This window comes from Roseimicrobium gellanilyticum (genome assembly GCF_003315205.1).
Taxonomy (GTDB): Bacteria; Verrucomicrobiota; Verrucomicrobiia; order Verrucomicrobiales; family Verrucomicrobiaceae; genus Roseimicrobium; species Roseimicrobium gellanilyticum.
The window spans coordinates 132410-155623 of sequence record NZ_QNRR01000006.1 but is presented as its reverse complement, the minus strand read 5'-3'; the positions used below and the strand labels follow the sequence as shown (position 1 = coordinate 155623).

At 59.3% G+C, this 23214-nt stretch carries 26 protein-coding genes and 1 tRNA gene; 10 read left to right on the top strand and 17 right to left on the bottom strand.

Annotated features, from left to right (window positions below):
* Positions 1 to 2 precede the first annotated feature (2 nt).
* The 7 genes from DES53_RS17395 to DES53_RS17365 all read right to left on the bottom strand — a co-directional run bounded on the left by DES53_RS17395 (position 3) and on the right by DES53_RS17365 (position 5119).
* Positions 3 to 860, bottom strand: coding sequence for a hypothetical protein (locus tag DES53_RS17395; protein ID WP_147263453.1), 858 nt, complete (start codon positions 858 to 860; stop codon positions 3 to 5).
* A gap of 17 nt (positions 861 to 877) precedes the next feature.
* Complete coding sequence (locus DES53_RS17390) at positions 878 to 1711, bottom strand: S49 family peptidase (RefSeq protein ID WP_113959565.1); 834 nt, start codon at positions 1709 to 1711, stop codon at positions 878 to 880.
* A 6-nt stretch (positions 1712 to 1717) separates the two neighbouring features.
* On the bottom strand, positions 1718 to 2101 hold the full coding sequence (locus DES53_RS17385; RefSeq protein ID WP_113959564.1) for a hypothetical protein: 384 nt from the start codon (positions 2099 to 2101) through the stop codon (positions 1718 to 1720).
* 69 nt (positions 2102 to 2170) lie between these two features.
* A complete protein-coding gene (locus DES53_RS17380; protein ID WP_113959563.1) occupies positions 2171 to 2647 on the bottom strand; it encodes a Clp protease/crotonase-like domain-containing protein in 477 nt (158 codons plus the stop codon).
* Positions 2648 to 2886: 239 nt separating this feature from the next.
* Positions 2887 to 3840, bottom strand: a complete 954-nt coding sequence (locus DES53_RS17375) for an ATP-binding protein (RefSeq protein ID WP_113959562.1) — start codon at positions 3838 to 3840, stop codon at positions 2887 to 2889.
* Between the two features lie 2 nt (positions 3841 to 3842).
* Positions 3843 to 4754, bottom strand: coding sequence for a helix-turn-helix domain-containing protein (locus tag DES53_RS17370; protein WP_170157189.1), 912 nt, complete (start codon positions 4752 to 4754; stop codon positions 3843 to 3845).
* 113 nt (positions 4755 to 4867) lie between these two features.
* A complete protein-coding gene (locus tag DES53_RS17365; RefSeq protein ID WP_170157188.1) occupies positions 4868 to 5119 on the bottom strand; it encodes a helix-turn-helix transcriptional regulator in 252 nt (83 codons plus the stop codon).
* A 91-nt stretch (positions 5120 to 5210) separates the two neighbouring features.
* Here DES53_RS17365 and DES53_RS17360 point away from each other — a divergent pair, with 91 nt between their 5' ends.
* Positions 5211 to 5687: a hypothetical protein gene (locus DES53_RS17360; RefSeq protein ID WP_170157187.1), complete on the top strand. Its 477-nt coding sequence runs from the start codon at positions 5211 to 5213 to the stop codon at positions 5685 to 5687.
* On the opposite strand, the gene DES53_RS17355 is transcribed toward DES53_RS17360, so the two are convergent.
* Positions 5677 to 6900 (bottom strand): tyrosine-type recombinase/integrase, encoded by a 1224-nt coding sequence (locus DES53_RS17355; RefSeq protein WP_113959558.1) that lies wholly within the window; start codon positions 6898 to 6900, stop codon positions 5677 to 5679. The genes DES53_RS17360 and DES53_RS17355 overlap by 11 nt on opposite strands.
* Between DES53_RS17355 and DES53_RS33060 the strand changes: the two genes are divergently transcribed.
* From DES53_RS33060 to DES53_RS17330, 6 genes are all read left to right on the top strand, one after another.
* Positions 6893 to 7024, top strand: a tRNA-OTHER gene (locus DES53_RS33060). The genes DES53_RS17355 and DES53_RS33060 overlap by 8 nt on opposite strands.
* A 199-nt stretch (positions 7025 to 7223) precedes the next feature.
* A complete protein-coding gene (locus DES53_RS17350; RefSeq protein ID WP_113959557.1) occupies positions 7224 to 7745 on the top strand; it encodes a hypothetical protein in 522 nt (173 codons plus the stop codon).
* A 97-nt stretch (positions 7746 to 7842) separates the two neighbouring features.
* Positions 7843 to 8229: a hypothetical protein gene (locus DES53_RS17345; protein WP_113959556.1), complete on the top strand. Its 387-nt coding sequence runs from the start codon at positions 7843 to 7845 to the stop codon at positions 8227 to 8229.
* A gap of 206 nt (positions 8230 to 8435) precedes the next feature.
* Positions 8436 to 8669: a hypothetical protein gene (locus DES53_RS17340; RefSeq protein WP_113959811.1), complete on the top strand. Its 234-nt coding sequence runs from the start codon at positions 8436 to 8438 to the stop codon at positions 8667 to 8669.
* An 8-nt stretch (positions 8670 to 8677) separates the two neighbouring features.
* Positions 8678 to 10597, top strand: coding sequence for a malto-oligosyltrehalose trehalohydrolase (gene treZ / locus DES53_RS17335; protein ID WP_113959555.1), 1920 nt, complete (start codon positions 8678 to 8680; stop codon positions 10595 to 10597).
* A complete protein-coding gene (locus DES53_RS17330; RefSeq protein WP_113959554.1) occupies positions 10594 to 12645 on the top strand; it encodes an amylo-alpha-1,6-glucosidase in 2052 nt (683 codons plus the stop codon). Before treZ ends, DES53_RS17330 begins: the two co-directional genes overlap by 4 nt.
* 2 nt (positions 12646 to 12647) lie before the next feature.
* On the opposite strand, the gene DES53_RS17325 is transcribed toward DES53_RS17330, so the two are convergent.
* Both DES53_RS17325 and DES53_RS17320 read right to left on the bottom strand, forming a co-directional pair.
* The gene (locus tag DES53_RS17325) at positions 12648 to 12932 is read right to left on the bottom strand and encodes a plasmid stabilization protein (protein WP_113959553.1); all 285 of its coding nucleotides are present in this window, start codon (positions 12930 to 12932) and stop codon (positions 12648 to 12650) included.
* A 21-nt stretch (positions 12933 to 12953) separates the two neighbouring features.
* The gene (locus tag DES53_RS17320) at positions 12954 to 13211 is read right to left on the bottom strand and encodes a hypothetical protein (protein ID WP_113959552.1); all 258 of its coding nucleotides are present in this window, start codon (positions 13209 to 13211) and stop codon (positions 12954 to 12956) included.
* 181 nt (positions 13212 to 13392) lie between these two features.
* Here DES53_RS17320 and DES53_RS17315 point away from each other — a divergent pair, with 181 nt between their 5' ends.
* From DES53_RS17315 to DES53_RS17305, 3 genes are all read left to right on the top strand, one after another.
* Positions 13393 to 14010, top strand: coding sequence for an HAD family hydrolase (locus DES53_RS17315; protein ID WP_170157186.1), 618 nt, complete (start codon positions 13393 to 13395; stop codon positions 14008 to 14010).
* A 112-nt stretch (positions 14011 to 14122) separates the two neighbouring features.
* On the top strand, positions 14123 to 14845 hold the full coding sequence (locus DES53_RS17310) for an ROK family protein (RefSeq protein ID WP_170157185.1): 723 nt from the start codon (positions 14123 to 14125) through the stop codon (positions 14843 to 14845).
* A gap of 185 nt (positions 14846 to 15030) precedes the next feature.
* Entirely contained in the window at positions 15031 to 15903 is an 873-nt protein-coding gene (locus DES53_RS17305; protein ID WP_113959549.1) for a helix-turn-helix domain-containing protein, read from the top strand.
* 371 nt (positions 15904 to 16274) lie between these two features.
* Here the strand turns inward: DES53_RS17305 and DES53_RS17300 are convergent, their stop codons facing one another.
* The 7 genes from DES53_RS17300 to DES53_RS17270 all read right to left on the bottom strand — a co-directional run bounded on the left by DES53_RS17300 (position 16275) and on the right by DES53_RS17270 (position 23161).
* Complete coding sequence (locus tag DES53_RS17300; RefSeq protein ID WP_113959548.1) at positions 16275 to 17558, bottom strand: Gfo/Idh/MocA family protein; 1284 nt, start codon at positions 17556 to 17558, stop codon at positions 16275 to 16277.
* A 194-nt stretch (positions 17559 to 17752) separates the two neighbouring features.
* Positions 17753 to 18490 (bottom strand): 3-keto-disaccharide hydrolase, encoded by a 738-nt coding sequence (locus DES53_RS17295; RefSeq protein WP_113959547.1) that lies wholly within the window; start codon positions 18488 to 18490, stop codon positions 17753 to 17755.
* Between the two features lie 54 nt (positions 18491 to 18544).
* The gene (locus DES53_RS17290; RefSeq protein WP_113959810.1) at positions 18545 to 19819 is read right to left on the bottom strand and encodes an outer membrane protein assembly factor BamB family protein; all 1275 of its coding nucleotides are present in this window, start codon (positions 19817 to 19819) and stop codon (positions 18545 to 18547) included.
* A gap of 142 nt (positions 19820 to 19961) precedes the next feature.
* Positions 19962 to 21266: a PQQ-binding-like beta-propeller repeat protein gene (locus DES53_RS17285; RefSeq protein ID WP_113959546.1), complete on the bottom strand. Its 1305-nt coding sequence runs from the start codon at positions 21264 to 21266 to the stop codon at positions 19962 to 19964.
* Between the two features lie 123 nt (positions 21267 to 21389).
* Entirely contained in the window at positions 21390 to 21977 is a 588-nt protein-coding gene (gene pgsA, locus DES53_RS17280; protein WP_113959545.1) for a CDP-diacylglycerol--glycerol-3-phosphate 3-phosphatidyltransferase, read from the bottom strand.
* Positions 21978 to 22125: 148 nt separating this feature from the next.
* Complete coding sequence (locus tag DES53_RS17275) at positions 22126 to 22590, bottom strand: ester cyclase (protein ID WP_170157184.1); 465 nt, start codon at positions 22588 to 22590, stop codon at positions 22126 to 22128.
* A 187-nt stretch (positions 22591 to 22777) separates the two neighbouring features.
* The gene (locus DES53_RS17270) at positions 22778 to 23161 is read right to left on the bottom strand and encodes a molybdopterin synthase catalytic subunit (protein WP_170157183.1); all 384 of its coding nucleotides are present in this window, start codon (positions 23159 to 23161) and stop codon (positions 22778 to 22780) included.
* Between the last annotated feature and the right edge of the window lie 53 nt (positions 23162 to 23214).

The window sequence follows — 23214 nt, the reverse complement described above, 5'->3', positions numbered from 1 at the left end:
GGTTAGCGGGTGATGTGGGTGTTGATGCCAGTGATCCGTGTGACGAAGAATGCGATCCAATTGCGTGAACGCTTTGTTTCGTTCTTGGCGTGGTCCTCCACAGTCTCGTGGTTGCGTTCCCACCAGATGCGCCTCAGTTCTTCATTGTTGATGGCCTCGAACTCGGTGAGCATGGCGACCAGCTTATCTTCAGCGGCACGGCGCTCAGGTTCCGCGACCTCGCCGGGTTGCTTGAATGGCTCTGACTTTCTGCGGCTGATACGTGCCTCGTCGTTCACCGGAGCCGCGCCGGGGAGCAGATAGCCAACGGGACGGCTAGACTTTTCAGCCTTCGCCAGTGCTTCTTTGCAACGGGCATCGTCGTAGGCCCTGAATGATTTGTCGTGGTGGCTCGCGCCCCATGCGATCATGTGCGGGGTGGCATCAGCCATAGACAAGCCGAACCCTTTCAGCAACGCCACAGCAACGTCATCAGGATCCTGCATGCGCACGATTGACTCTGCCGCTACATCGTTCGCGTTCCCGTGCTTCACCTCACGCACGAGAGAGCCGCCATTCCGGATGAATTCGGCTTGCTTGGCGTGCCCCAGGGCGTCGAACTGCTCACGGGTCAACAGGCTTGATTCCTTGAGCACGTCGAACTTCGCCGGGGGTGGCGTCGATGCAGCGGGCGCTTTCGGTATGGTGGGCGGAGTGGTCATAAGGGCGGGTGTGGGTGCAGGTTTGGCAATGGGTGCAGGTGGAGGCGTGGAAGCGGCGGGTGCGGGCGGTGGTGTGCTGGCCACGAGAGGCGCAACCGGCGCAATAGCGGCGGCTTGCCTGCTGAACCTTTTCCAGAATTGTTTCGTAAGGATCTTCATTGGTGTGCTGGGGTGTATTAGGAGGCGATGGCGAGCGCGTATTCGTCGGCGCTCATGTTGGTGATTTCGTCCACGAGTCCGCAGGCGAGAGCTTCCCGCCCATCGAACCATTGACCCTCCATGGATTCAGGTTTCACGCGGCGGAGGCTCGTGACAGCGGCTTTGAAATCGGCATGGATGCGGTCCACGCTGGCTTGCATCATCTTCCGCTCTTCATCCTCCAACGGCTTGAAGCTGGCACCCATGGCCTTGAACTTTCCGGCCTTCATCAAGTTGACCGTGATGCCAGCAAGTTCCAAGGCGCGGGATTCGTCCAGGGTCGCCATGTAGACGCCAATGGAGCCGTTGGTAGACGAAGGGGTGACCACCACATGATCCGCTTGGCTCGCGATGTACGTGGCCGCAGAGCAGCACATTGTTTCCGTGAAAGCGTGAACCTCCTTGGTCTTCCTCAGGTTCGCCACGCGTGCTGCTGTCTCCGCTACGCCGGTCACGCTGCCGCCAGGGGAGTTGAACTCCAGCATGACGGTGTCCACGGATTTGTCAGCCTCGGCAGCAGCAAGGGCGCGGTCCACGTCCGCGAGATCGCACCCGCCGAAGCACTCCATTTCCAGCGTCGAGAGCTGCTTGTCGATAGCGCCGTAGATGCGCACGATGGCGAGGCGTCCGCGCTTCTCGAGCACACGCTTCATGCGCCACGCCTTCTCCTCTCCCTCCATGCGGACGGGAGGGCGTGAGGCGTCCGTGCTCATCTGGCCAAGCAGGTAGGCCTCGAATCCTGCGCGGGCCGGTGCATGCAGCATCAGCGGTTCGGCAAAAAGCTTGGTGAAAAAATGGGGCAGGGTGCGCATGGGAAGTTAGGCAAGGAAGGTTGCGTACCACGTGTTGCTGTTCTGGCCGGACTCCCTGATCGCTGTGTCGATGTCGGCACGGTGAAGCCGGAAGTAGGACTCGCGGGCCCGCTTCGTGGAGAGCTGGCCCTGCTTGACCACGTGCTCATTGAGCTTCGTACGGGCCTGCTCCTGCTTCTCCGCCTTGGTGGAGGCTTCGGCGCGCTCCAGAGCGGCGCGAGCGTCAGCGGTGCGCATGCGCTCGTTCAGGATGGCAGCAGCTTTGGCTTTCCCGTGAAGCTTGCTGATGTCCACGGGTGCGGGTGTCGGCTCCTGCTTGGGTTCAGGAGTGGGGGAGGTTTTGGCGGGCGCACTCCGCTTGGACCAGAAGGATTTCGAGAATAGTTTCATGGGGTCAGTGATGTGCTGTCACATGTAGTGGATTCCGCCGTTCCACTGGCACATGGCACATTCCCCACCTCACCCCAGCGGCGTGATGCCAGCGCTTGCCATGCGAGAGAGCAGGGCGTTGTGGATGTCGTACAAGCTGCGGGCAGGATCGCGTAGCGTCTTCTCCAGGCGCATGAGTTCGCGTCCGCTAAGCCGGTCAATGGTCCGGCGTGTCATCATGGTCCACAATCCCACCCTGACGGCGTCGGCACCGTCCACGATGGCTGTGATGGGGGCAAGGCTTGCCCCGGTCTGTTGCGCCAGCGCTTTGCGTTCGGCTATGACTTTCTGACGGCGTAGGGTGTCTAGACGCTCTTGGATGTATTGCTTCAGCTCCGGTGTGAGCGGGATAGGCCACGGGTCGCTATGCCGTCCCTCTGCCCGGCCAGCGGTGCCAGGAATGCGGCCTTCCTTCGCAAGCCTGCTGCACGTCCTGCGCGGCATGTTGGCCATGACGATGAACTGCTGTTGTGTGAGCATGACGAAGGGCGGGGTCTCGGCAGTCATGGGAAGCATGGTGTCTAGAAGGTGTCTAAACAGTTGGTGAATTGGTGTCTAGTCAGTTGACCGAGAGCAGGTTTCGCAGTTGGTTGGGCGTGAGGAGCATGGGAAGTTCAGAAATTTGTTATTCGTGCGAAAATGACGGTAGATGCTTAAACCGCACTGGATGAGGGGTTAAAAGAGATTCCTTACCCCCGGTGGTGGGGCATCCCCTGATACCTCCTGCCATGGTGTGAGTGCCGCTCTCATGCGTGGTAACCTCCATGCAGTTGCATCTCCCTTCCACGAAACCCAAGACCTCCGGTTGAGGTGAAAGGGCAATGGCTCCAGCGGATACTCTCGCGCTGCTCCTTGGTGTACACCTTCGTGCCCGGCTGTCTCAAGCTCTGCCATCCACATTCCACCACGCCGCCAGTCTGCGCCATGCGGTCGGAGATGGATGGCCCGAGATTGGTTGCCAGCTCTGCGGTGCTCAGGTTGCCAACAATGAGAGTGGGTAGCAAGCCCGCGTAACGGTGGTCCAGCACGTTGACTAGTATCTTGTTCTCCCATTCAGATAGTGTCCGCTCCTGTATCTCATCGATGACAAGGAACTCGGCCTCCCTGAATCGGTTCATCAGACTTTCCTCTGTCTCCCTGCTTGAGGAGCGACCTTTTTCCCATGTCCCCTTGATCAATGAGAATACATCAGCAGCACGTACGTAGATGCCGGGCTCTTCGCGGCGCTCGCGTCGCCACTGGGCGATCCTTGCAGCCATGACGGTCTTGCCGCGCCCACGGTCACCAATCAGGCCCACCATCGCGCCATCGGATAGCAGTCCATTGATTACCTTGGCAAGTCGTAACGGCTCCCCGCTGCAATTCTCTTGGTCCAGGATGGCGCGCTCCGGCCACAGGCTCGGCCATGGGGCCAACGGGCGATTCTCCCATGCAAGCCGCTTCTCTTCTTCAGCCTTCTTCTCGCAGGCTTCACAGATGAAGTTGGTGCAGATGGCTCGCAATACGTCATCCTGCTCATCCATCTCGGTACCACACTCCCGGCATTTGATGGGTATAGCCTTCGGTTTCTCAGGTGAAGGTGGCGGCGGATTGCGTTCCGCTTCCAGGCGTTGGTGAACCTGAAGGTACGTCAGGTGGGACGGGAAGCGATGCGCTTGCGCCTCGGCCTCTCTCTGTTGCTCAGGTGTAAGGAGTGTCATGGCTATTTGATTCTTGGGATTTTGTCTGCGGTGACGTCTGTTTTGATTTCGCCAGGACGCTGGCCGCGATCATCACGTCCGTTCTTGAAGCGCATCACGTTTCCCCCACCACGTGCTCGCTGAAGCTCCAGAGTGATGTCATTCCATCGGCTGCATAAGCCGGTGATGGTGGCTGCACTCGCACACTGGCGGGCGTAGGGATCTTCTTTGGCTCGCTTCCATGCCTCCTGTGCTCGGTGTAGGAACTGCTCAGCGGTGGTGCTGGAATCGTCGGCAAGGAAGCGCTTCAGGTTCGAGACGTCCTTTTTATTGAAGACATAGCTCTGACCATGGAACGCTCTGTAGGTCGATCCCCATTGGGATGTTATCTCATGATGCCTTGGGTCTGCCTCACTCTTCACCTTCTTGGGTTTTGAAGAATGAGATTTCAAAGGCTTTCCCTGCTCGCCCCCGTCGTCCGCTGAAAGCGACGCGGGAAAAAGATTCATGTTATCTTCCTTTTCAATATTCCTGTTAACTTCCTGTTTGGATGAACCACGTTCATCCCCCACCTGCACGACGTTCATCCCCTGGGGTGAATCTGGTTCAGGGGTGGGATGAACCACGTTCAGGGGTGAACAACATTCATCCCCCTTCTCGATGTCTGGAAATGGGGCGTTAAGGAAGGGGAGGCGGTACGCTGAAGACGTGGTGCCAGTCCCTCGGATCACGTTGATGATGCCCTGCTTCTCCAAAGCCTTGATCGTCTTGGACACGGCTCGTGTGCTCAAACCGGAAGCGCGTGAGATCCGCCCAAAGCCTGGATGACATCGGAGATCCTTGTCATTGCAATGGTACGCCAGCACGAGAAGCACGAGCTTTTCAGTGGGAGTGACCGGCGCGAAGATGCTGGCCTCTATGTGTTTGAATCCCATGCAGCGGATGGCAATAGGGTTTGATATTCCCGTTGCGCCTTGGCATGCCATCGCCTAAACTCTTCCCATCACAGTCACGTGCGGGCCGGGCGGGCGAAAGCTCCCCGGCTTCTTTATGCCGACACCCGCTTCCCCGGTTTATCGGAGACAGCGCCAATTGTCAGACGGTCCAGCACGGATTCCACGGCCTCGGGGCGATACCGCACGGCGCGGTTGCTCAGCTTGATGACCGGCAACACGCCGCGCTTGGTCATGCTCTCCACGCCCCTCCGCGTGAGAGCCAAAGCGTCTGCTACTTCTTCGATGGTGAGCAGTTTGCGGAGTAGCGGGGAACCGTGCTGCGGACTGGGTACTTGCGTTTTCATATGTCTATGGCACGGTGTCAAAACGTAATTGCACATTGCACATATGGAGGATTCTTCGGTGCGACTCATTTCGAGGGAGGAGCTGGCGAAAATGTCCGGGCTTTCCAAGCGCCAGATCAGCAACCTTGCACCCATGCCTGGAGGAATACCTGGGGCGAAGCCCTTCAAGCGAGGGACTTACACTCAATACTTTCCCGTAGTGTGGAGTCCAGAGTTAGAGCAGTGGGCAAAAGACAGGCGAGCTACCACGAAGAAGGTTAGGTTGAAAAAAAGGAAAACCCTCAAGCTTCTGGAGCGCGGTGGCCACGCGACAGAATTTTTCAAGGCGCTGACCTCCGTCCGTGCGTACGTCGAGGAGCTTGAGTCATACAAGTGGAAGCCGGGAGAGGGTGGGCTCGACTACCGAATTCCTGAAGACGCTTACAGCATTCACTTGCGCCTTATGGGGTTCGCCAAGTTCTATGCAAAGCTAAAAAAGGTCATGGCCGAGGCCAAAGATCAGCAGTGGATCAAGCAGTATATGAGTGATTGGAGGGGGTGGACGCCGGACAAACCCATCAAGGGATGACGGTTGGCATCACCTCCCAATACTTCGCCGCATCTGCGGGGCGGACTAGCTGCCTGTAGTGTCTAAACACCAGTACCGAGTTGGTGTGTCCCATTTCCAGCGAAACCTTCGCGGCGTCGTTGTGCTTGGCGAGGTGATAGCTGGCGAACGAATGCCTGAGCGCATTGTGCCGCCATGGCATGAGCGCCACCCCCTTCCCTTTCTCCTCGTCAGTCTCCGTTCCAGGCGTTCCGAATCCCGCCGCCCTCTTTGCTTCGTCCAGGAGTCTCCTGCCGCGTTCCTTCTGGTCTGGCCAGACTGAGCCGGTCCTGCCCTCATACGGTGCCAGCCACGCGGCGAGATTGTCGCTCATAACAACGATGCGCCTCTTTGCTGACTTCGTGTTGGTTCCAGCTACCACCACCTCTACGAACCTTTCCGGCAGGTTGATATGGCCCCACTGAAGCCGCCCGAGCTCAGAGCGTCGCAAGCCAGCGAAAGCGCCAACGGCGATCACTGGAAGGATATCAGGGTCGGCATGGTCCAGGAGCGCCTTGCATTCCTCCGGCGTCACCACCTCGGTTTTCCCGCTGTTTTCTTTGCGGAGCGTGGTCTTTTCAATCTCGGTCGCATTGCACCACCCGCGCTTGCCAGCGAACGCCCAGAGAGCGCACAAGTGCCTTCTGTAGCCATTCCGCGTGGCGGCCTCCACTTCCAGGTCATCCAACCATTCGTCGATCTCCTCGGCCTCCACCTCTGCGATCAGTCGATCGCCAAAGGTTTCGGAGAAGCGCCCCAAGCGGAGCCGGATGTCTCGGAGGTGGGGCTTTGAAAGGTTGCGGGCTGTGGCGTTGCTCTCGTAGGCATCAGATGCTTCCAGCACGCTTTTTGAGGATTGGAGCGCCTTCAGGTGCGGGACGTAGAATTCCACGGCATCCACCAGAGTCTTGCCGAACGGTGCCAACATCGCCAGCGCTCGCTCTGCATCGAGACGTTGATCGCCCTCCAGGCTGAAATAACCAATGCCCTCGTTCTGACGGCGGATGCGAGCCTGACGCGCCACTTCGTTAGCTTCCTCAAGCGTCGGCTTGAACACACGGGAGCCCTCGCCACGTAAACGGGTGTCCACCATGTAGGCAATGCTGCCATTGCGGTATTTGGTCCGCTTCACGATGGGCCACTCCCGGCGCTTCGGTTTGCCCTTCTTGGTCGCGGTCTTCTTTGTGGCTGCCATACTTGCGTATTTTGGCAGTCTATTGGCAGTCGGTCAATCTTTCCCTACTGCTGCCTTAAACACAAACGGACTTAAAATCCGTTGGTGGGCGACCACCGTGCGGGTTCGAGTCCCGCTGTCGGCACTGGAGCAAGTCCACTATGGCTCTCCCGCGCGGTCCACGGGGCCGGGTCCTTCATGCCAGCATGAGGTTTTGGAGTTGGTCGGTCATGAACCAACAAAGATATGCCCCATTTACTCACCCGGGGAATTGTGATGTCCTGTCTACAAAAGAAAGATAGCAGACATAGCAGAAACTTGTATTACTGGCACTCCTTGGCTCCATGAAGTACATCGCTGGCATCATCCTTTTGCTGATTGTGTGTAGCGCGCTGATGCAGCGAAACACGAAGCTTCCTTTCGAAGTCAAAGATGATGGGCGCATCCCACTTGTCGAAGAATGGATGTCCAGACAGGTCGCTTACCCCTATACGAACATCGCAAACTGGGGACCTGTGCGCCAGGACACGGCACTTGGAGACTACACCACCCAGGCGACCATCCGGCAGCACGAGCATTCACAATACTGGAGGCTCACTCCCTACCAGTTTCGCATCAGCGCTGATGGAAAGGTGGTTAAAGGACGGGAGAACACTGGGGCGATTCCCTACGAAGAGGAGCTTCGAGCACGCATTGGGGAACTGCAGACAGAGATTGCCGGCTATAAGACCCGCCTGAAAGATGAGGCCGCTCTGCTGGATTCCCAGGCGAAGTACTTCCTCAATCACAATGTCACCACAGCGGAGAGCTCTCTGAACGACGTCACTGCCGAGCTCCGCAGGCTCATCGATGGAAACTACCGATAAGACAGGACGAGCTGGTACCAGCCGTGTCCCCCATCGGTCAGCATATCGAACCCGCCCATGAAGCAAAGGCTCCTCTAGCTCAACATTGTATTCCGGCATGAAGTACACGATTGGGACACTGATTCTCGCCATCATTGGGCTGGGTCTGCTGGTGAGGCCTGAGAAGGAGACCTTTCGGCGCGAAAGGCACCGCACTGTCCGTCTTCACCACGCCCCCGGTGGCACTCCCGCTCGTGCTTCGGAACCTGGGAACAAGGGCATTGTAGATCCACACGCTGCCGTCAAAGCGGAGATCAGAACCATCGAAAGACAAATTGCCGTCGTGGAAAGGCAATTGGAGGACGAACGCGGAGCTCTGTCATCAGCCAGGGCAACGGGGAAAATCACCTCCCGGGGCATGAAGGTCGACGGACTCTACCAGCAACTTCGAGCGCTTCACCTCCGGAGGGGCACCCTCGAGGCGGAACTCTACAAGGAAGGTTGACCTCGTGCGGGCAATCCTGCGCAATCGGCGTGACCATCATCTGCCTGGTCATCCTCCGAGTGGTCGCCTGGATTGCATCACGCGTCACGGCCAGGTCGTAGCCGTGGGTTTGGCGCATCGCATGCTGGCTTCAGGGGATTACCACGGAATCCTGCCAGCCGTGATGTGGCTTGCGTGCGATGAAGGGGAGGAAGGAGAACACGACCATGGCTACCTGTGAAACCTGTGGAAATACCTACGACAAGTCCTTTGAGGTGATGATGGCTGGAGAAAGCCACACCTTTGATAGTTTTGAATGTGCCATCTCCGCGCTGGCACCCAAATGCGCCCATTGTGGTTGCAGAATCATCGGACACGGCCTGGAGGCAGATGGCACCATGTATTGCTGTGCCCACTGCGCCACCCATGCGGGTGAAACTGGACTGCGCGACCGGAAGTGATCACAACCATGTCCGAATCTCAGAAGGATACCCAGTTGCGAAATCACCAGACGGCGATGCCACGAACATATCCGGTGGGTCCGGAACTCCACGGCGACAGAGGTGCACGCTTCAGGGTGTGGGCTCCCTCTCGCAAGGAAGTGGCTGTACTCGTGGGTGGAGATGCCACGCGTGAGTCACATGCAACGCGGCAGATGCTGGAGCCGGAGAAGGATGGCTACTTCTCCGGACTGGTTCCCGGGGCGACGCCGGGCATGCTGTACCGCTTCGATGTGGAAAGTGGCGCCTTCCCGGATCCCGCCTCACGTTTCCAGCCCTCAGGACCGCATGGTCCTTCGCAGCTCATCGATAGCAGCGCCTTTCCATGGACTGATGAAGATTGGCCGGGAGTTCCGCAGGAAGGGCAGGTCATCTATGAGATGCACTTGGGCACCTTCACGCCAGAGGGAACATGGGCCGCGGCCGCCGCACAGCTGCCGGAGCTCGCTCTACTCGGCATCACGCTGCTGGAGATCATGCCGGTGGCGGATTTCCCGGGCGAGCGTGGCTGGGGCTATGATGGCGTGAACCTCTTTGCACCCACGCGGTTGTATGGCTCACCGGATGACATGCGTGCCTTTGTGAATGAGGCGCATCGTCACGGCATCGGCGTGATCCTTGATGTGGTATACAATCATCTCGGCCCCAATGGCAATTACCTGGGCCAGTTCTCGCCCTACTACGTCCACCACAAGCGGATTTCCGAGTGGGGTGATGCACTGAACTTCGATGGCGAGAACTCCGGCCCGGTGCGTGAGTTCTTTTGCACCAATGCCGAGTACTGGATCCGCGAGTTTCATCTCGACGGTCTTCGACTCGATGCCACACAGCAAATCTTCGACGACTCCGAAGAGCACATCCTGACTGAACTCACCCGCCGCGCCCGCGCTGCTGGCAGCCCAAGGAAGATCTACATTGTCGCCGAAAACGAATCCCAGCATTCCAAGCTGGTGCGACCATCCGCGCGCGGTGGCTACGGCCTCGACTCCATCTGGAATGATGACTTCCACCACAGCGCGATGGTGGCCATGACGGGACGCAATGAGGCCTACTTCACGGACTACCGGGGTTGGGCCCAGGAGTTTGTTGCCTCCGCGAAGTGGGGTTTTCTCTACCAGGGCCAGTACTACCAATGGCAAAAGAAACAACGGGGAACACCCTGTCTGGACCTAGAGCCGTGGAACTTCGTGACCTTCCTGCAGAATCACGATCAAATCGCCAACTCGCTCTGGGGCCAGCGCATTCACAACATGGCCAACAGGGCGACGCTGCGCGCGCTTACCGCGCTGCTCCTGCTGGGCCCCAGCACGCCCATGCTTTTCCAAGGACAGGAGTTTGCCTCCTCATCCCGCTTTCTCTACTTCACGGATCACGATGCCGATCTCGCGACCTGCATTGGTGAAGGTCGCGTGAAGTTCCTGGAGCAGTTCCCTGGCATTGCGACGGACAAGGCGCGCGCGGTGCTGTCCGATCCGCAGAGTGATGAGACATTCCAGAAGTGCGTGCTCGATTTCAGCGAGCGGCAAAAGAACGAGGAGATGTACCGTCTGCACCGGGACCTCATTCAATTGCGGAAGAACGATCCTCTCCTCGGCAAAGTGAAACGCGGCGAATACGACGGCGCTCCTTTGGGCAGGAATGCGCTCGTCTTGCGGTGCTTTGGCAGGGAGCAGAATGACCGGCTCCTCATCGTGAACTATGGCCCCGCGATGGACTTTGATCCGGCGCCGGAGCCCCTGCTGGCCCCAGTGGACGGCTGCACGTGGCACCTGCACTGGTCCAGTGAAGATCCTTCCTATGGGGGCAGCGGCACGCCAGCATTTGAGTCCGTAGAAAACTGGACTGTGCCTGCCATGTCGGCCGTGGTCCTCATCCCTGCAAAGCCATGACTTCTTCCCTGACCCGACAGATCAGCCTCGCGAATGCTGAGCGGTTGCACACGCGCCAGATGCTGCGCCGCGAGTGGCTCGTCACCAATGGCCTCGGGGGCTACGCCTCTGGTACGATCTCGGGCAAAGTGACACGCCGCTATCATGGCCTGCTGGTAGCCTCCCTTCCCGCTCCCCTGGGACGCGTGGTGATGCTGAATCACCTTGAGGAGCACCTGTGTCTGCCAGATGGGACGAAGGTCCACTTTGGGGGAGATGAGCCGGCGGAAGATTCCAACGGCGAACGCCAGCACCATGCTCATGAGTTCGGACTGCGCGACGGGCTGCCCTGGTGGCGTTACAACGTGCAAGGCTACCAGTTCAGCAAGACCCTGATTCTTGCTCACGGACAGAACACGGTATACCTCGGGTACCATCTGGAGTCAGGTCAGGACGTGTTGCGCATTGAGCTGCGTCCCTCCATGCATTTTCGCCGGCACGAAGATGATGTCGCGGGGCCACTGGAAGGAGACTTCACACTCACCATTCAGGGCATGCGGTATGAAATCTCCACCGGTTCGCCCGTGCAAACCTTGCGGCTGACGGCGCAAGCGCCGGAAGTTTCGTTCACACACGATGGCGGAAAAATCTGGGAACACTTCTACCAGACGGAGGCTGACCGCGGCTATCAATCCAAGGGCGTCTTGTGGAGCCCGGGCACCTTTCGCCTCGTAGCCACTCCGGACACCTCGGCGACGCTTATCGCCTCCACGGAGGACTGGCCGCGCGTGCTTGCCTTGAAGCCTGAAGAAGTGCTCTCTACGGAGCTGGAGCGTCGTCAGCGTTTGATCTCCGTGGCTGATCCACGGGTGCGTGAAGGAGCAGCGGCAGAGCTGGTGCTGGCTGCGGACCAGTTCATCATCCGTCCGGCGGGGCGCGTGGAGGACATGGCACGGGCACGTGCCGCAGGGGATGAAGTGCGTACGGTCATCGCTGGCTACCACTGGTTCACCGATTGGGGACGGGATACGATGATCAGCCTCGAAGGACTCACGCTTACGACAGGGCGTCATCATGAGGCAGGGTGGATCCTGCGCACCTTTGGCCACTACATTCGCGATGGCCTCATTCCAAATCTCTTCCCCGAAGGTGAAAACGAAGGCCTTTACCACACAGCGGATGCCACGCTCTGGTTCTTCCACGCGCTCGACCGCTATGTGGATGTGACAGGCGACAGGGCCACTCTGCGACACCTGCTGCCAAAACTCGCCGATGTGGCAGAGCATCATTTGCGTGGCACGCACTTTGGCATTGGCGTGGATCCAGACGACGGCCTCTTGAGACAAGGAAAAGAAGGCTACCAGCTCACCTGGATGGATGCGAAGGTGGACGGCTGGGTGGTGACACCGCGCCGTGGCAAGGCAGTGGAGATCAATGCCCTCTGGTACAATGCTCTCCGTCTGTTGGAAGCATGGCACCACGAAGAGCAGAAGCCAGAAGAAGCCGCACGCTATGCGTCCGAGGCGGACCGTGTTCATCGTTCCTTCAACCAACGCTTCTGGTCAGACGAGCTGGGATACCTGTATGATGTCGTCGACGGAGAGGGAGGGAATGACAGTGCCTGCCGCCCCAATCAGATTCTCTCCATTTCACTGAGGCACGAGGTGCTGGAAGCCACGCACTGGGAGGCCGTCTTCAACAAGGTGAAACAGGAACTGCTCACCCCCGTGGGGCTGCGCTCACTGGACGCACACCACCGCGACTTCAAGGCACGCTACTTTGGCGATCTGCGTGCCCGCGATGCTGCCTACCACCAGGGCACCGTATGGGGTTGGCTGATTGGCCCCTTCATCGATGCCTGGCTGAAACTTCATCCGAAAGACGTGCAAGGAGCGCGAGGATGTCTCGATGGTCTTGTGGCCCACATGAATGAAGCGGGTGTGGGCACACTGAGTGAAATCTTTGACGCGGAAGCGCCCTACACCGCGCGCGGCTGCATCGCCCAGGCATGGAGCGTCGCCGAAGCGCTGCGTTGCTGGGCGAAGACTTCGGCGCAAGACTCTCCGTGATCCTACTTCTTTGAAGTTCTCTTCTTTGAGGCGGTCTTCTTGCTGGCCGCCTTCTTCTTCCGCACCGCTCCACCTTTCTTTCCGCCCTTCTTGGCAGGGCTCTTGTCGACTTTCTTTCCTCTCCCGGAGCCACTCTTCTTTCCACCTTTGGTGGACTTGTTGACCGTGGCCCAAGCGCGGGCCTTGGCCGTCTTCTTGGAGACGCCCTTCTTCTCGTAGCCTTCTTCAATGTGCTCCGCCTGGCGTTTCTGTTTCGACGTGTACTTGGATTTGTCGCCTCTGGGCATGGCCGCGGTGGGTCGGTAGTTTCAGTAGGACACACGGCCTGTCTTGCCGGTCGCGGAGTCCTGGAAGGTAGTGGGACGAAATCCCTCATCGTGGAGGGCTCTCTTGATGCTTTGTTCGTTGATATCCTCAGGCCGGTAGCGCATCCAGATGCCTCCCGGAATCAGCCTGGCAGCTTCCACTCCGGGAAGCCTTCCGATCACTTCAGCCGCGCGCTCCTCCATCAACTCCGTGTCCATATTGGCGATCGCCAGATCAAGCTCTGCAGTCAGTTTTGACATGATCGTAAAATGGGTTCTAGGATCATCGCGCGGACGCAATCCCATGGACGCCGCAGGCGGCATGGTGCATCCACGGACCACATGCCCGTGAATGCATTTGAGCCGCCACGGCAACCGAAGCGCGGAGCGCGTGCGAACTGCTGCCAGACCCATGATCTGCTCAGCGCCTGCCGCGTGGAGCATGAACCTCTCAACGGCTACGGATATGGACACCACCTCTTCCTGGAAGGCGCTTGCCACCGACTTTGATGGAACTCTGGCGGAGGATGGCCTGGTGCTGCCGGAAGTATACGAGGCTGTGTCGCGGGCGAGAACCAGCGGGCTCAAGGTCATACTGGTGACCGGGCGTGAGCTCCGTGATTTTGAGTTGCTCCAGGTGGATTTGCGTGTTTTCGACCACGTCGTGGCAGAGAATGGAGCCGTACTCTATGAGCCTGCCACGGGCGTGCAAACCCTGCTGGCACCGGCACCGTCACAGGAGCTCGTGGAAATGCTGCAGGAGAACGGCGTGGACTCACTTTCCGTGGGGCTCACCATCATTGCCACCTGTGTCCCGCATGAAATCGTCGCGGTGGAATGCATCAAGGCATTGGGGCTGGAGTTGACCATCACCTTCAACAAGGGCGCAGTGATGATCCTTCCTCCCGGAGTGAACAAGGCCTCAGGGTTGAAGGCTGCACTCAAGCTGCTCAACCTCAACCCCGGTGAGGTCGTAGGCGTCGGTGATGCCGAGAACGATCATGCCTTCCTCAGCTTCTGCGGATGCGCCGTCGCGGTGGACAACGCCCTGCCTCGCTGAAGGAAAAGGCCCATTTCGTCACGGACGGGCGCGCGGGTGCGGGCGTGGTGCAATTGCTGGAGCTGATGGTGAAAGGCGAACTCACACCCGCCACACTTGCGCAAGTAGTGTCATGAAGATCCTGATGATTGATGTGGGCGGCACGAACGTGAAGCTCATGGCCACCGGCCGGAGAGCAGTCGTCAAAGTTCCGTCAGGGAGGAAGATGACCGCGGCACGCATGATCAAGGAGGTGCTGAAGGCCACCGAAGACTGGGACTTTCAGGCCATCACCATCGGCTATCCGGGCGTCGTAAGAAATGGGCAGCCTGCAAGCGAACCACCGAATGTCGGCGGAGGATGGCTGCGCATCGACTTCAAGAAGGCTTTCGGCAAACCGGTCCGGTTCATCAATGACGCCGGTCTGCAGGCGCTGGCCGCACACAGGACAGGGCGCATGCTCTATCTGGGCTTCGGCACCAGCACTGGGGCGACCCTCATTGTGGACGATGTCATTGTGCCCTTGGAAGTCGGCAGCCTATGCCTGCCCGATGGAAAGCGCTTTGGGAAACATCTCTCCGACAAGGCGTTTCAAAAACGGGGACAGAAGCGCTGGAAACGCACCGCGCTCGCAGGCATTGAACTTCTGCGTGAAGTGTTCAAGCCTGATCACATCATGCTCGGTGGTGGAAATTCAGATGCCATTCGCCCGCTGCCACCCGACTGCAGCCAGCAGGACAACCGCGCGGCATTTCGTGGTGCCGTACGTTTGTGGCCGGGTGCGGACATGCTGGCTGAGCCTTACGGCGCATCATGGCGCATCACACGGAGGAAGACAAAGAAGTCTCCCAAGTGAAAGTCGGGCACAGCAGGTGCCAGGATACCCTGCGTCCATTTATCGTGTTTCCTGCAGGAAACTGTGCGATTTATCACCCCGGCTGGCCATTTTGTGGCCGGGGGGATGAAGGACAGTCCTTGTCATCCCGGAGTGACGGAGTTTATTCAAGTTCCCCTCATCCCTCTTTCAGGGATCTCCCCTTCATGAAAGCCTTGCTGGAAAAGATACCGGTGACTGCGCAGGAGTCGTTTCACTGTGAGATTATCCGTGCTCCAGACTTTGGCACGCCCTGGCACTTTCATCCGGAATATGAGCTGACCCTGGTGCTGAAGAGCAGCGGCTACCGCATGATTGGCGACAATATCACCGTGCTCTCCCCGGGTGACCTGGTGTTTGTGGGTTCCAACCTGCCTCACGTGTGGCATCAGGATCAACAGCGCAACGGCTCCTCTGACGAGAACGTGCACGCCGTGGTGGTGCAGTTCCTGGATGGTTTCCTGGGCAACGGTTTCCTCACCGCCCCGGAACTCTCCGATGTGCGCAAGGTCTTCCAACTCGCCGGCCGTGGCCTGCAGGTGAAGGGGCGCACGCGCGACTCCATTGCGAAGAAGATGCAAAAGCTCGCGGACACCTCAGGCTATGCACGGCTCATGGAGTTGCTGGCCATCCTGGGTGAATTGGCAAAGTCGGATGAACTGGAGCCCGTGGCCAGCGCTGGGTTTGCGCCTCAACTCGATCTCACGGATAAGGAGCGCCTGGGACGCGTGTGCCAGCACATTGATGACCATCTGGCCGAACCACTCAGCCGTCAGAAGCTGGCGAAGCTCGCGCACCTGAGTCCTGCCGCATTCAGCCGCTACTTCCACGTGCGCACGGGGCGCACGCTGCCGGATTATATCAATGAACTGCGCGTGGGGCGTGCCTGCCGCCTGCTGCTGGAAGAAGTGGAGATGGGTGTGTCCCAGGTGGCTTTCGCCTGTGGGTATGGAAGCCTCTCCAACTTCAACAAGCGCTTCCAGGCACGCATGGGAATGACACCCACGGAGTATCGGGAGAAGGTGTCGAAGTTGACGTGAGGTGCGGTGAGGTGAAGTGGATGCTCAAGCGGGCCTATGACCAAGGCGCAAATGTCAGCACGATCCTGCGAAATGGATCTGCGCTTTGCGTCGTGGAGTGCGGTGGCAGAGGCCTCCCTTGAGGCCGCGACACCGCTTTGAGCGGAGCCCCAGATTTTCTCCCAGGGATGAGACTCACCAATACCCTGCCCAATTTCATAGGCCAGGGGTGTTGGGAGGCTGTGGAGGACGGAACGTTTGCTCACTCCGTTCAAAGCGGTGTCGCGCTTGAAGCTTGCCACCGCACTCCAAGACGCAAAGCGCTCCGTCACGTCCAACGGTCACTTCACTGTGAGCACCGCCGCTCAATCAAGGGGACTGGCACCTCACCGCTACAACGGCCGGTCATACACCTTCTTGAACACACCCTCGACCCCTTCGCTCGCGCGCATGGGATCCACGATGGTGATGCCATCGGCACCGAACCTAGCCGTTACGGGCGCGCCCTTGCCTTCCTGGGTGTACTTGAAGTTCAAGTCACGCACCTCAGCCGCGGCATGGACGATGGCAGTGGTGATGCGCGCCTCTTCCGCGGTGGGATAAAGCGACGCCACATCATCTCGTGATGCACCATGATACTTCATGCGGCAGATGGCGGCGAGGCCCACGGTGAGGCTGTCGACACCGTAGCCAAGGTAACCGCGCGTGCCATCCGGACGAGCGACATCGCGGGTGAAATGGTTGTTGCTCGTGCGTGAGCCACCACCGTTGTTCCAGAAGCGGAAACCACGGTACTGCTGGTCGCTCTCCACCTTGCCATCCGCGCCAACGATTTCGTGGCCCTGGTTCACCGGCCCTTCGAAGTCGGCAGGAGTAATCCAGTTGTTGTGGTAGTTGATGCTCATGCCGTTCTCGTAGTCCACGCGGACCTGCACGGCGTCATAGGCATTGATGCCATCACGTACGAGACGCTTCTTCTGGCCGATCGCGGTGAGTGAAACGGGCTTGCTCTGGTAGTAGCTGTGAATCAGATCCGTCCAGTGCGGCCCCACGTAGCTGAAGGGGTCGCTGCTTTCCACCCATTTGAAGGTGCTGGTGCTCACCTCCAGCGGCTCCTCAAGATACGCGGTGCCATACAGGGGGGCGCCGATGCGGTTCTGGATGTCGTTCTTGATGCGCAGGTGGTCCGGGTCGTAGCGTTTGTGCATGTCCACCGCGACCACGCGATTCCTTCGCTTCGCGAGGTCGATGATCTCATCCGCCTCATGAATGCTCAGGCACATGGGCTTCTCCGTGATGACATGCACTCCCTTGTCCAGTGCCGCGAGAATGGGCTGGGTGTGCAGGTGGTCCGGCGTGGCCACGGCAAGCACATCAAGGTCCGGGAAATCACGCAGGATGTCCGTCCAAGGTTCATCACCGTGATAGGCGCGCGGCTCATGACCGGTGAGGTCCTTGAAGTTCGCGGCGGCTTTTTTTGCAGAGGCTTCGGAGCGCGTGGCCACGGCCACGAGGTCAAAACGGATGTCCGCGAAGTCGCGATTCCACATGTCCAGTCCCACACGGGCAAGCTGGCCGGCGATGCCAAAGCGCTGCAGGTCTGCGTACGCTCGGGCGTGAACATCACCGCCGAACATGCCGGCGCCGACGAGGGCGATCTGGATGGTTTGAGACATGGGAAGGTGGAAAAGCTGGCTGCGGTTGTACCGCAGCCCAACAAGCCAGTACAGCCCCGCTTATTCTTCGCAGCTTGTGCCCGGTTCTGGGCTTTTGCTGCGAGGAGAAAGTGGGAGTAACTGTCGGGTCGGAAGACCCAACATCCACTGTCAGGCCAGAAGGCCTAACCTCCAGAGGCTCGGCGGACTACTTTCTAGCGTGGCGTGATCTTGATGTTCCGGTAGGCGACGGGACCGTGGTCACCCTGGAACATGATGGGACCTTCCGCGGCTTCCTTGCCGGTGACACCAGAGGGAGTGGGGCCGGGCATCTCCAGATTTTCGTGCATCACCTTGCCGTTCAGCTCCACCTTGATGAACTTCGCATTGGCAATCTTCTTGCCGCTCGCATCGAACTTGGGTGCCTGCCAGTCGATGACATATTTCTGCCATTCGCCCGGAGCCTTGCAGGCATTCACCTTGGGCACAGCCGCGCCATAGATGGCGCCCATGTCTCCGGGACCCATCTTGTCATCGGCCTTGCCGGAGGAATCGAACACCTGCACTTCATATTCACCCATCACGTAGATGCCAGAGTTGGAGCCCTTGGGCACCATGACTTCCAGCTCGATGAGGCACGAGCCGAACTTCTCCTTGGAGTAGATGTCCACGCTGTCGCCGTGTTTGGTGGCGAAGTTTACCAAGCTCGACTGAGAGCTGATGATATCCCCAGCAAGGCCTCCGATTCCGGAACCGGAGCCGCCCCCAGCCCTGGTCAGCAGCTTGGGATTGGATTCATCCACCTTCGCCGCTGCCACTTCCCACTTGGGCGTTCCTTTCCCGGTCTTGAAACTCCAGTTGTCGAGGTCCTTCCCATTGAAAAGGGAGACGGGCTCAGCGGCAAAGCCGAGTGTGGAAGTCGCGAGGAGAATGAACAGGGAGAGAGGCTTCATCTCCTCACGTACGCGACCGGAATCGAGTCTGTTTCGTGAAGAAACAGCCTAGTGTCACTTCCCAATGCACCACAGGTTCTGGTAGCTGCGGATGAAGAGCTGGCCATCAGACACGGCGATGCTGCCGATGATCTTTTCACCGAGCGAGTTCGTCGCCAGCAGCTCAAACTTCGGGCTCGCCTTGAAGACAAAGCAGTCACCACCCTGATTGGCGGCATACAGCTTGTCTCCGGAACGCACGAGGGAGGACCAGTTCTGCCCCGTGGGGCCGGGTCCTTTGAGTCGTTCGTTCCACACCACCTCGCCAGTCTTCAGGTCACGGCACTCGGCAATGCCACCGTCCGTGAGGATGTAGTAGTGACCCTCATGGATCACACCGGAACCGATGCGCTGCTGGATCTTGGGCAGGTGCCACACACGGTGGCTGCTGGTCACGTTTCCATTTCCACCAGCCTTCACCACCATGCCGGAGCCACCGTAGCTGGACACCGCAACCATGAGGCCATCCGCGTACACGGGTGAGTTGTAGACGAGTTGCGTCATGCCTTCGCAGGTCCAGAGCTCCTTGCCCGTCATGGGGTCAAAGGCGCACGCGCGACCCGGATAGGTCATGAGGAGTTCATAACGATTGTCCACCTTCCGGAGCAACGGGTCGCTCCAGGAGCCCAGCCACTTCTTGCCGGAGCCTTCACCTGAGGCGCCACCCGGCTCATTGTGTTCCCAGAGGGTCTTTCCGGTCTTCTTGTCAAAGGCGTACAGCACCGTCTTCTCCCCGGGGCCGAAGTTCAGAAACACGCGATCTCCCGCGATCACTGGCGAGGTGCCATTCCCCCAAATGTGATGCTGGCGTCCCAGATCCGTGCGCTTCCACAGTTCCTTGCCATTCATGTCATAGCAGTACACACCTGCGGAGCCGAAGAAGACCACTACGCGTTCTCCATCCGTCGCAGGCGAGGCGGAGCAGTAGGGATTGGTGGCGTGCGTGAGCTCGGCCTCCTTGTAGGTGATGCCGGATTCCCACAGCTTGTTGCCCGTCTTCTTGTCGAAGCAAAGCAGCAGCCGCTTCCCTTCACGCTCGATGGGTTGGGTGAGGAAGACCTTGTCCCCCCACACCACCGGGGTGGAGTTTCCACGGTCCGGCAGGGACACCTTCCACTTTACATTTTCCGTCGTGCTCCACTGGAGCGGCAGATCCGTTTCCTCAGTGACGCCGTCGTTGGTGGGTCCCCGCCACATGGGCCAGTTCGCCGCGGAGGCAGCGGGCAGGAGGCAGGACGAAAGGGTGACGGTCAGGAGACAGGCTGCCCAAAGAGGCTGGGAAACTTTCATGGGAAAGACGGGTGAGCGTGGGATGCGAGCGACTGATGGGGCATTCATGTGCCCCAAATTGCAAACGTGCAATACCGCCCGGCCTTAGCGCGGAGTTTTCCGCGCCGGCCAGACGGCGAGATGCATGAGCAGTCCGAACTGCTTATTTCTTCAGGTCAAAGCAGGAAACGAACTCCTGGTCCCGCAGGTACAGCTTTCCATTGCTGACCACGGGGTGGACCCAGATTTTGCCCTTGGGATTGCGGTTCGTCGTCTGCGGCTCCAGGACGAATCGCCCATGCTCATTCCAACCGTTCGGTGACGCCTCAATGAGCACCACGGTGCCGGTGTTTTCCTCCAGCAGGTAGAGCATGCCGTCCGCGCAGTGGATGGCGCCCTTCTTGAGCTTGCCGTTCTCCGCCCACTTCACCTCGCCAGTCTTGAAGTCCTGGCAGGTCCAGCCGCCCTTGTCAGAGTGGCCGTAGAGATAGTCACCCACGAGGATCACACCGCCGTGATGGTTCACCATGTTGGTGTTTTCATAGAGCACTTCCGGCTCGGCGCTGCCCGTGAGTTTCACGGACTTGCAGCCCACGCCGTAGCCAGCTGCCACATACACCTGGCCATCCTTGTAGATGGGGGTGGGAATCACGGCCGTCTTGCCCGGGAAGGCGGACTTCCAGACGACCTTGCCATCCGCCGCATTCACTCCGGCAAAGTTCTGCATGGTGAGCTGCACGTACTGACGCTTGCCGCCGTGCTCAATCACGATGGGGCTGGCGTACTGCGCGCCGTCCGTCCACTCCTCGCTCTGCCAGACCTGTTTGCCGGTCATCTTGTCGAGCGCCATCAGGGTGCCTTTGGGGCCGCCGGGGGTGCAGATGACGAGCTTGCCATCCACCAGCGGAGATTCGCAATAGCCCCAGCCGGGGACCTTGCCGCCCGCTTCGGTCATGCTGGCCTTCCACTGTTCCTTGCCATCCTTGGCGCTGACGCACACGAGGTCGCCCTTTCCGCCCATGGCATAGACGCGGTCACCGTCCACCGTGGGTGTGGCACGTGGGCCATCTCCCCAGCCATTGGTCAGCAGCGGCCCGATTTCCGCGGCCCACTTCTCCTTGCCGGTGTTCGCGTCCACCGCGACGAGATACTCCACCGAGTCACGCGCTCCGAGGGTGTACAGGGTGCCACCTGCGATGGCGAAGCCGGAATAGCCGAAACCGGCATTTTCATAGGTCCACAGTTTCTTGGGTCCGGAAGAAGGCCACTGCTTCAGCAGTCCGGTTTCCTTGGAAATGTCCGTGCGGTCGGCTCCGCGGAACGTGGGCCAATCACCCACGGCAGCCGTGGCAACGGTGACGCCCCCGCGAGGAGGCAGACTGGAACGTGTCTGCGCAGGCAGCAGGGTGGGAAGCGCCAGAGCGAGCGCGAGCAGGGTGGTGCGGGTGGCGAAGTGGGTGGGCTTCATGGTCGGATGGTTACGATGAGCAGAGCACCCAGCTTACAGCGATGCAGTGGGCACTTGGCAATAACGTTTTCACCTCCCGCAATACCGGATCATTTCGCTCCGGCAGAGAGAGTCACGACATGCTCAGGCGTCGCCAAAGAGCTTCCGGTTCTTCCAGAAGTAGCTGAACCCTGATATCATGGTAAGGCCCGTCATCATCACCAGGCAGAACACGCCGAAGATGCCGGGAGACATGGGTTTCCATGCGAACATCGCATCCAGCCAACGTGTGTTCGGCTCCAGGCTTGCCTGCAGCATGAGAAAGTAAATGGTGGTAATGACCTGCCAGACCATCTTGTGCTTGCCCAGCTTCTCCGCCGCGAGGATGACGCCGTTGTTCGCTGCCACCACACGGATGCCGGTCACAAAGAACTCACGCGCCAGCACGGCCACCACGATCCACGCTGGAATCGGGTGCAGTTCCGCCACGGCCAGAAACACCAGGGCCGCCGTCATCAGCACCTTGTCCGCCAGGGGATCCATCAGCTTGCCGAAATTCGTCACCAGCCCCCGGGCGCGGGCGATTTTCCCATCCGCCAGATCCGTGAGCGCGGCCGCGATGAACACCAGCAACGCCAGTCCCACGCGGTTCTGCAGCGGGACGTAGAACAGAATGACAAACACCACCGTGAGAATGAAACGGGCAACGGTGAGCTTGTTGGGAAGATTCATGCAGGCGGCGCGGAACAGGAAGACAGCGAGGGAATGATGCCGTCTTCACCTCTGAATAGAAACATCATGCGCCACTGTCAACGCACGATTCCGTGAACGTGGCCGTATGGCGGAATCTTCCTCCGCCCGCTCACCCAAAAGCGGGACGTCACACGGCTTGCGACATCTGCGCAAACAGGCCGCCCTGATTCCAGCAGTCCCAACCTTCCACGATCACACCATTGTCCACGCGGAACCAAGTCATGCCATTGAAGGCGAGTTTCCGGCCGGACGAAGGAATACCGAAGGCCGTGCCCGTGTGTGTAGCGGTGGCCTCCCAGTGCACACAGACATCGTCTCCATCGGAAAGGACATTGCGCACCGAGATGCGCAGGTCCGGCATGGCCTTCAGTAGATTCTGGTGGAACACGATGAAATCCCTCGCTCCCACAACCTCCTGCCCTCCCTCCATGTGACCCCGGGCATCCGGCGCGAGCAGTTCCGTGATGACATTGACGTTCCGCTGATTCCATACCTCCTCAAACCAGCGCCTTCCGATTTCTTTCGGTGAGCATTCCACGGTGGTCATGTTTGCCTCCTTGTTGCCGCAGCTATCAACTCGGACACGAAACATGCAACTATAAAAAAACCGAAGCAACATTCATTCCGTCTGCATCGCCAAAAGTGGCCTGACCACTCCGTGTGCGGGTCAGGAGGTGACAGACATACACATCGTCCTATCCAGCGTGCGAACTGCACTGAGAAGTGGATAATCAGGAGACGTGCATTGCATGCCGCACACGGAGTGGGCAAACCACCGATCACGCCCAGACCGGCTTCTTCCAGATGGGCACGGAGGTTTTGATTTCGCGCAGGTACCAGCGGCAGAGCTCAAAGCCCTCGGCACTGTGTTTTGTCTTCACGCGAATCACAATGCTGGGCTCCCTGGCAGGCACGAAACCGAGACGGTGCTGAATCTCCACCCGATGGGGCGAAAGTTCGCCCTGGGCACGATGACAGATGCGCTCCAGCTCGCGGTCGGCCATGGGGCGGTAGGCGCTGTAGTCGATGCCGGAGATGGCCCGTCCATCTTCCTCCCCACGGACAGTCCCAAGAAACTGCACCTCCGCCCCCTCCCCATCGGCAAAGGTGGGGACTTCGCTGACGATGGGCGTTTCCGAAAGGATGATGGCGTAGGGAGGCACGGGAAAACGTAGACACGCATTTCCCTTCGGCAAGCTCCGGTCGTCTGCTGATG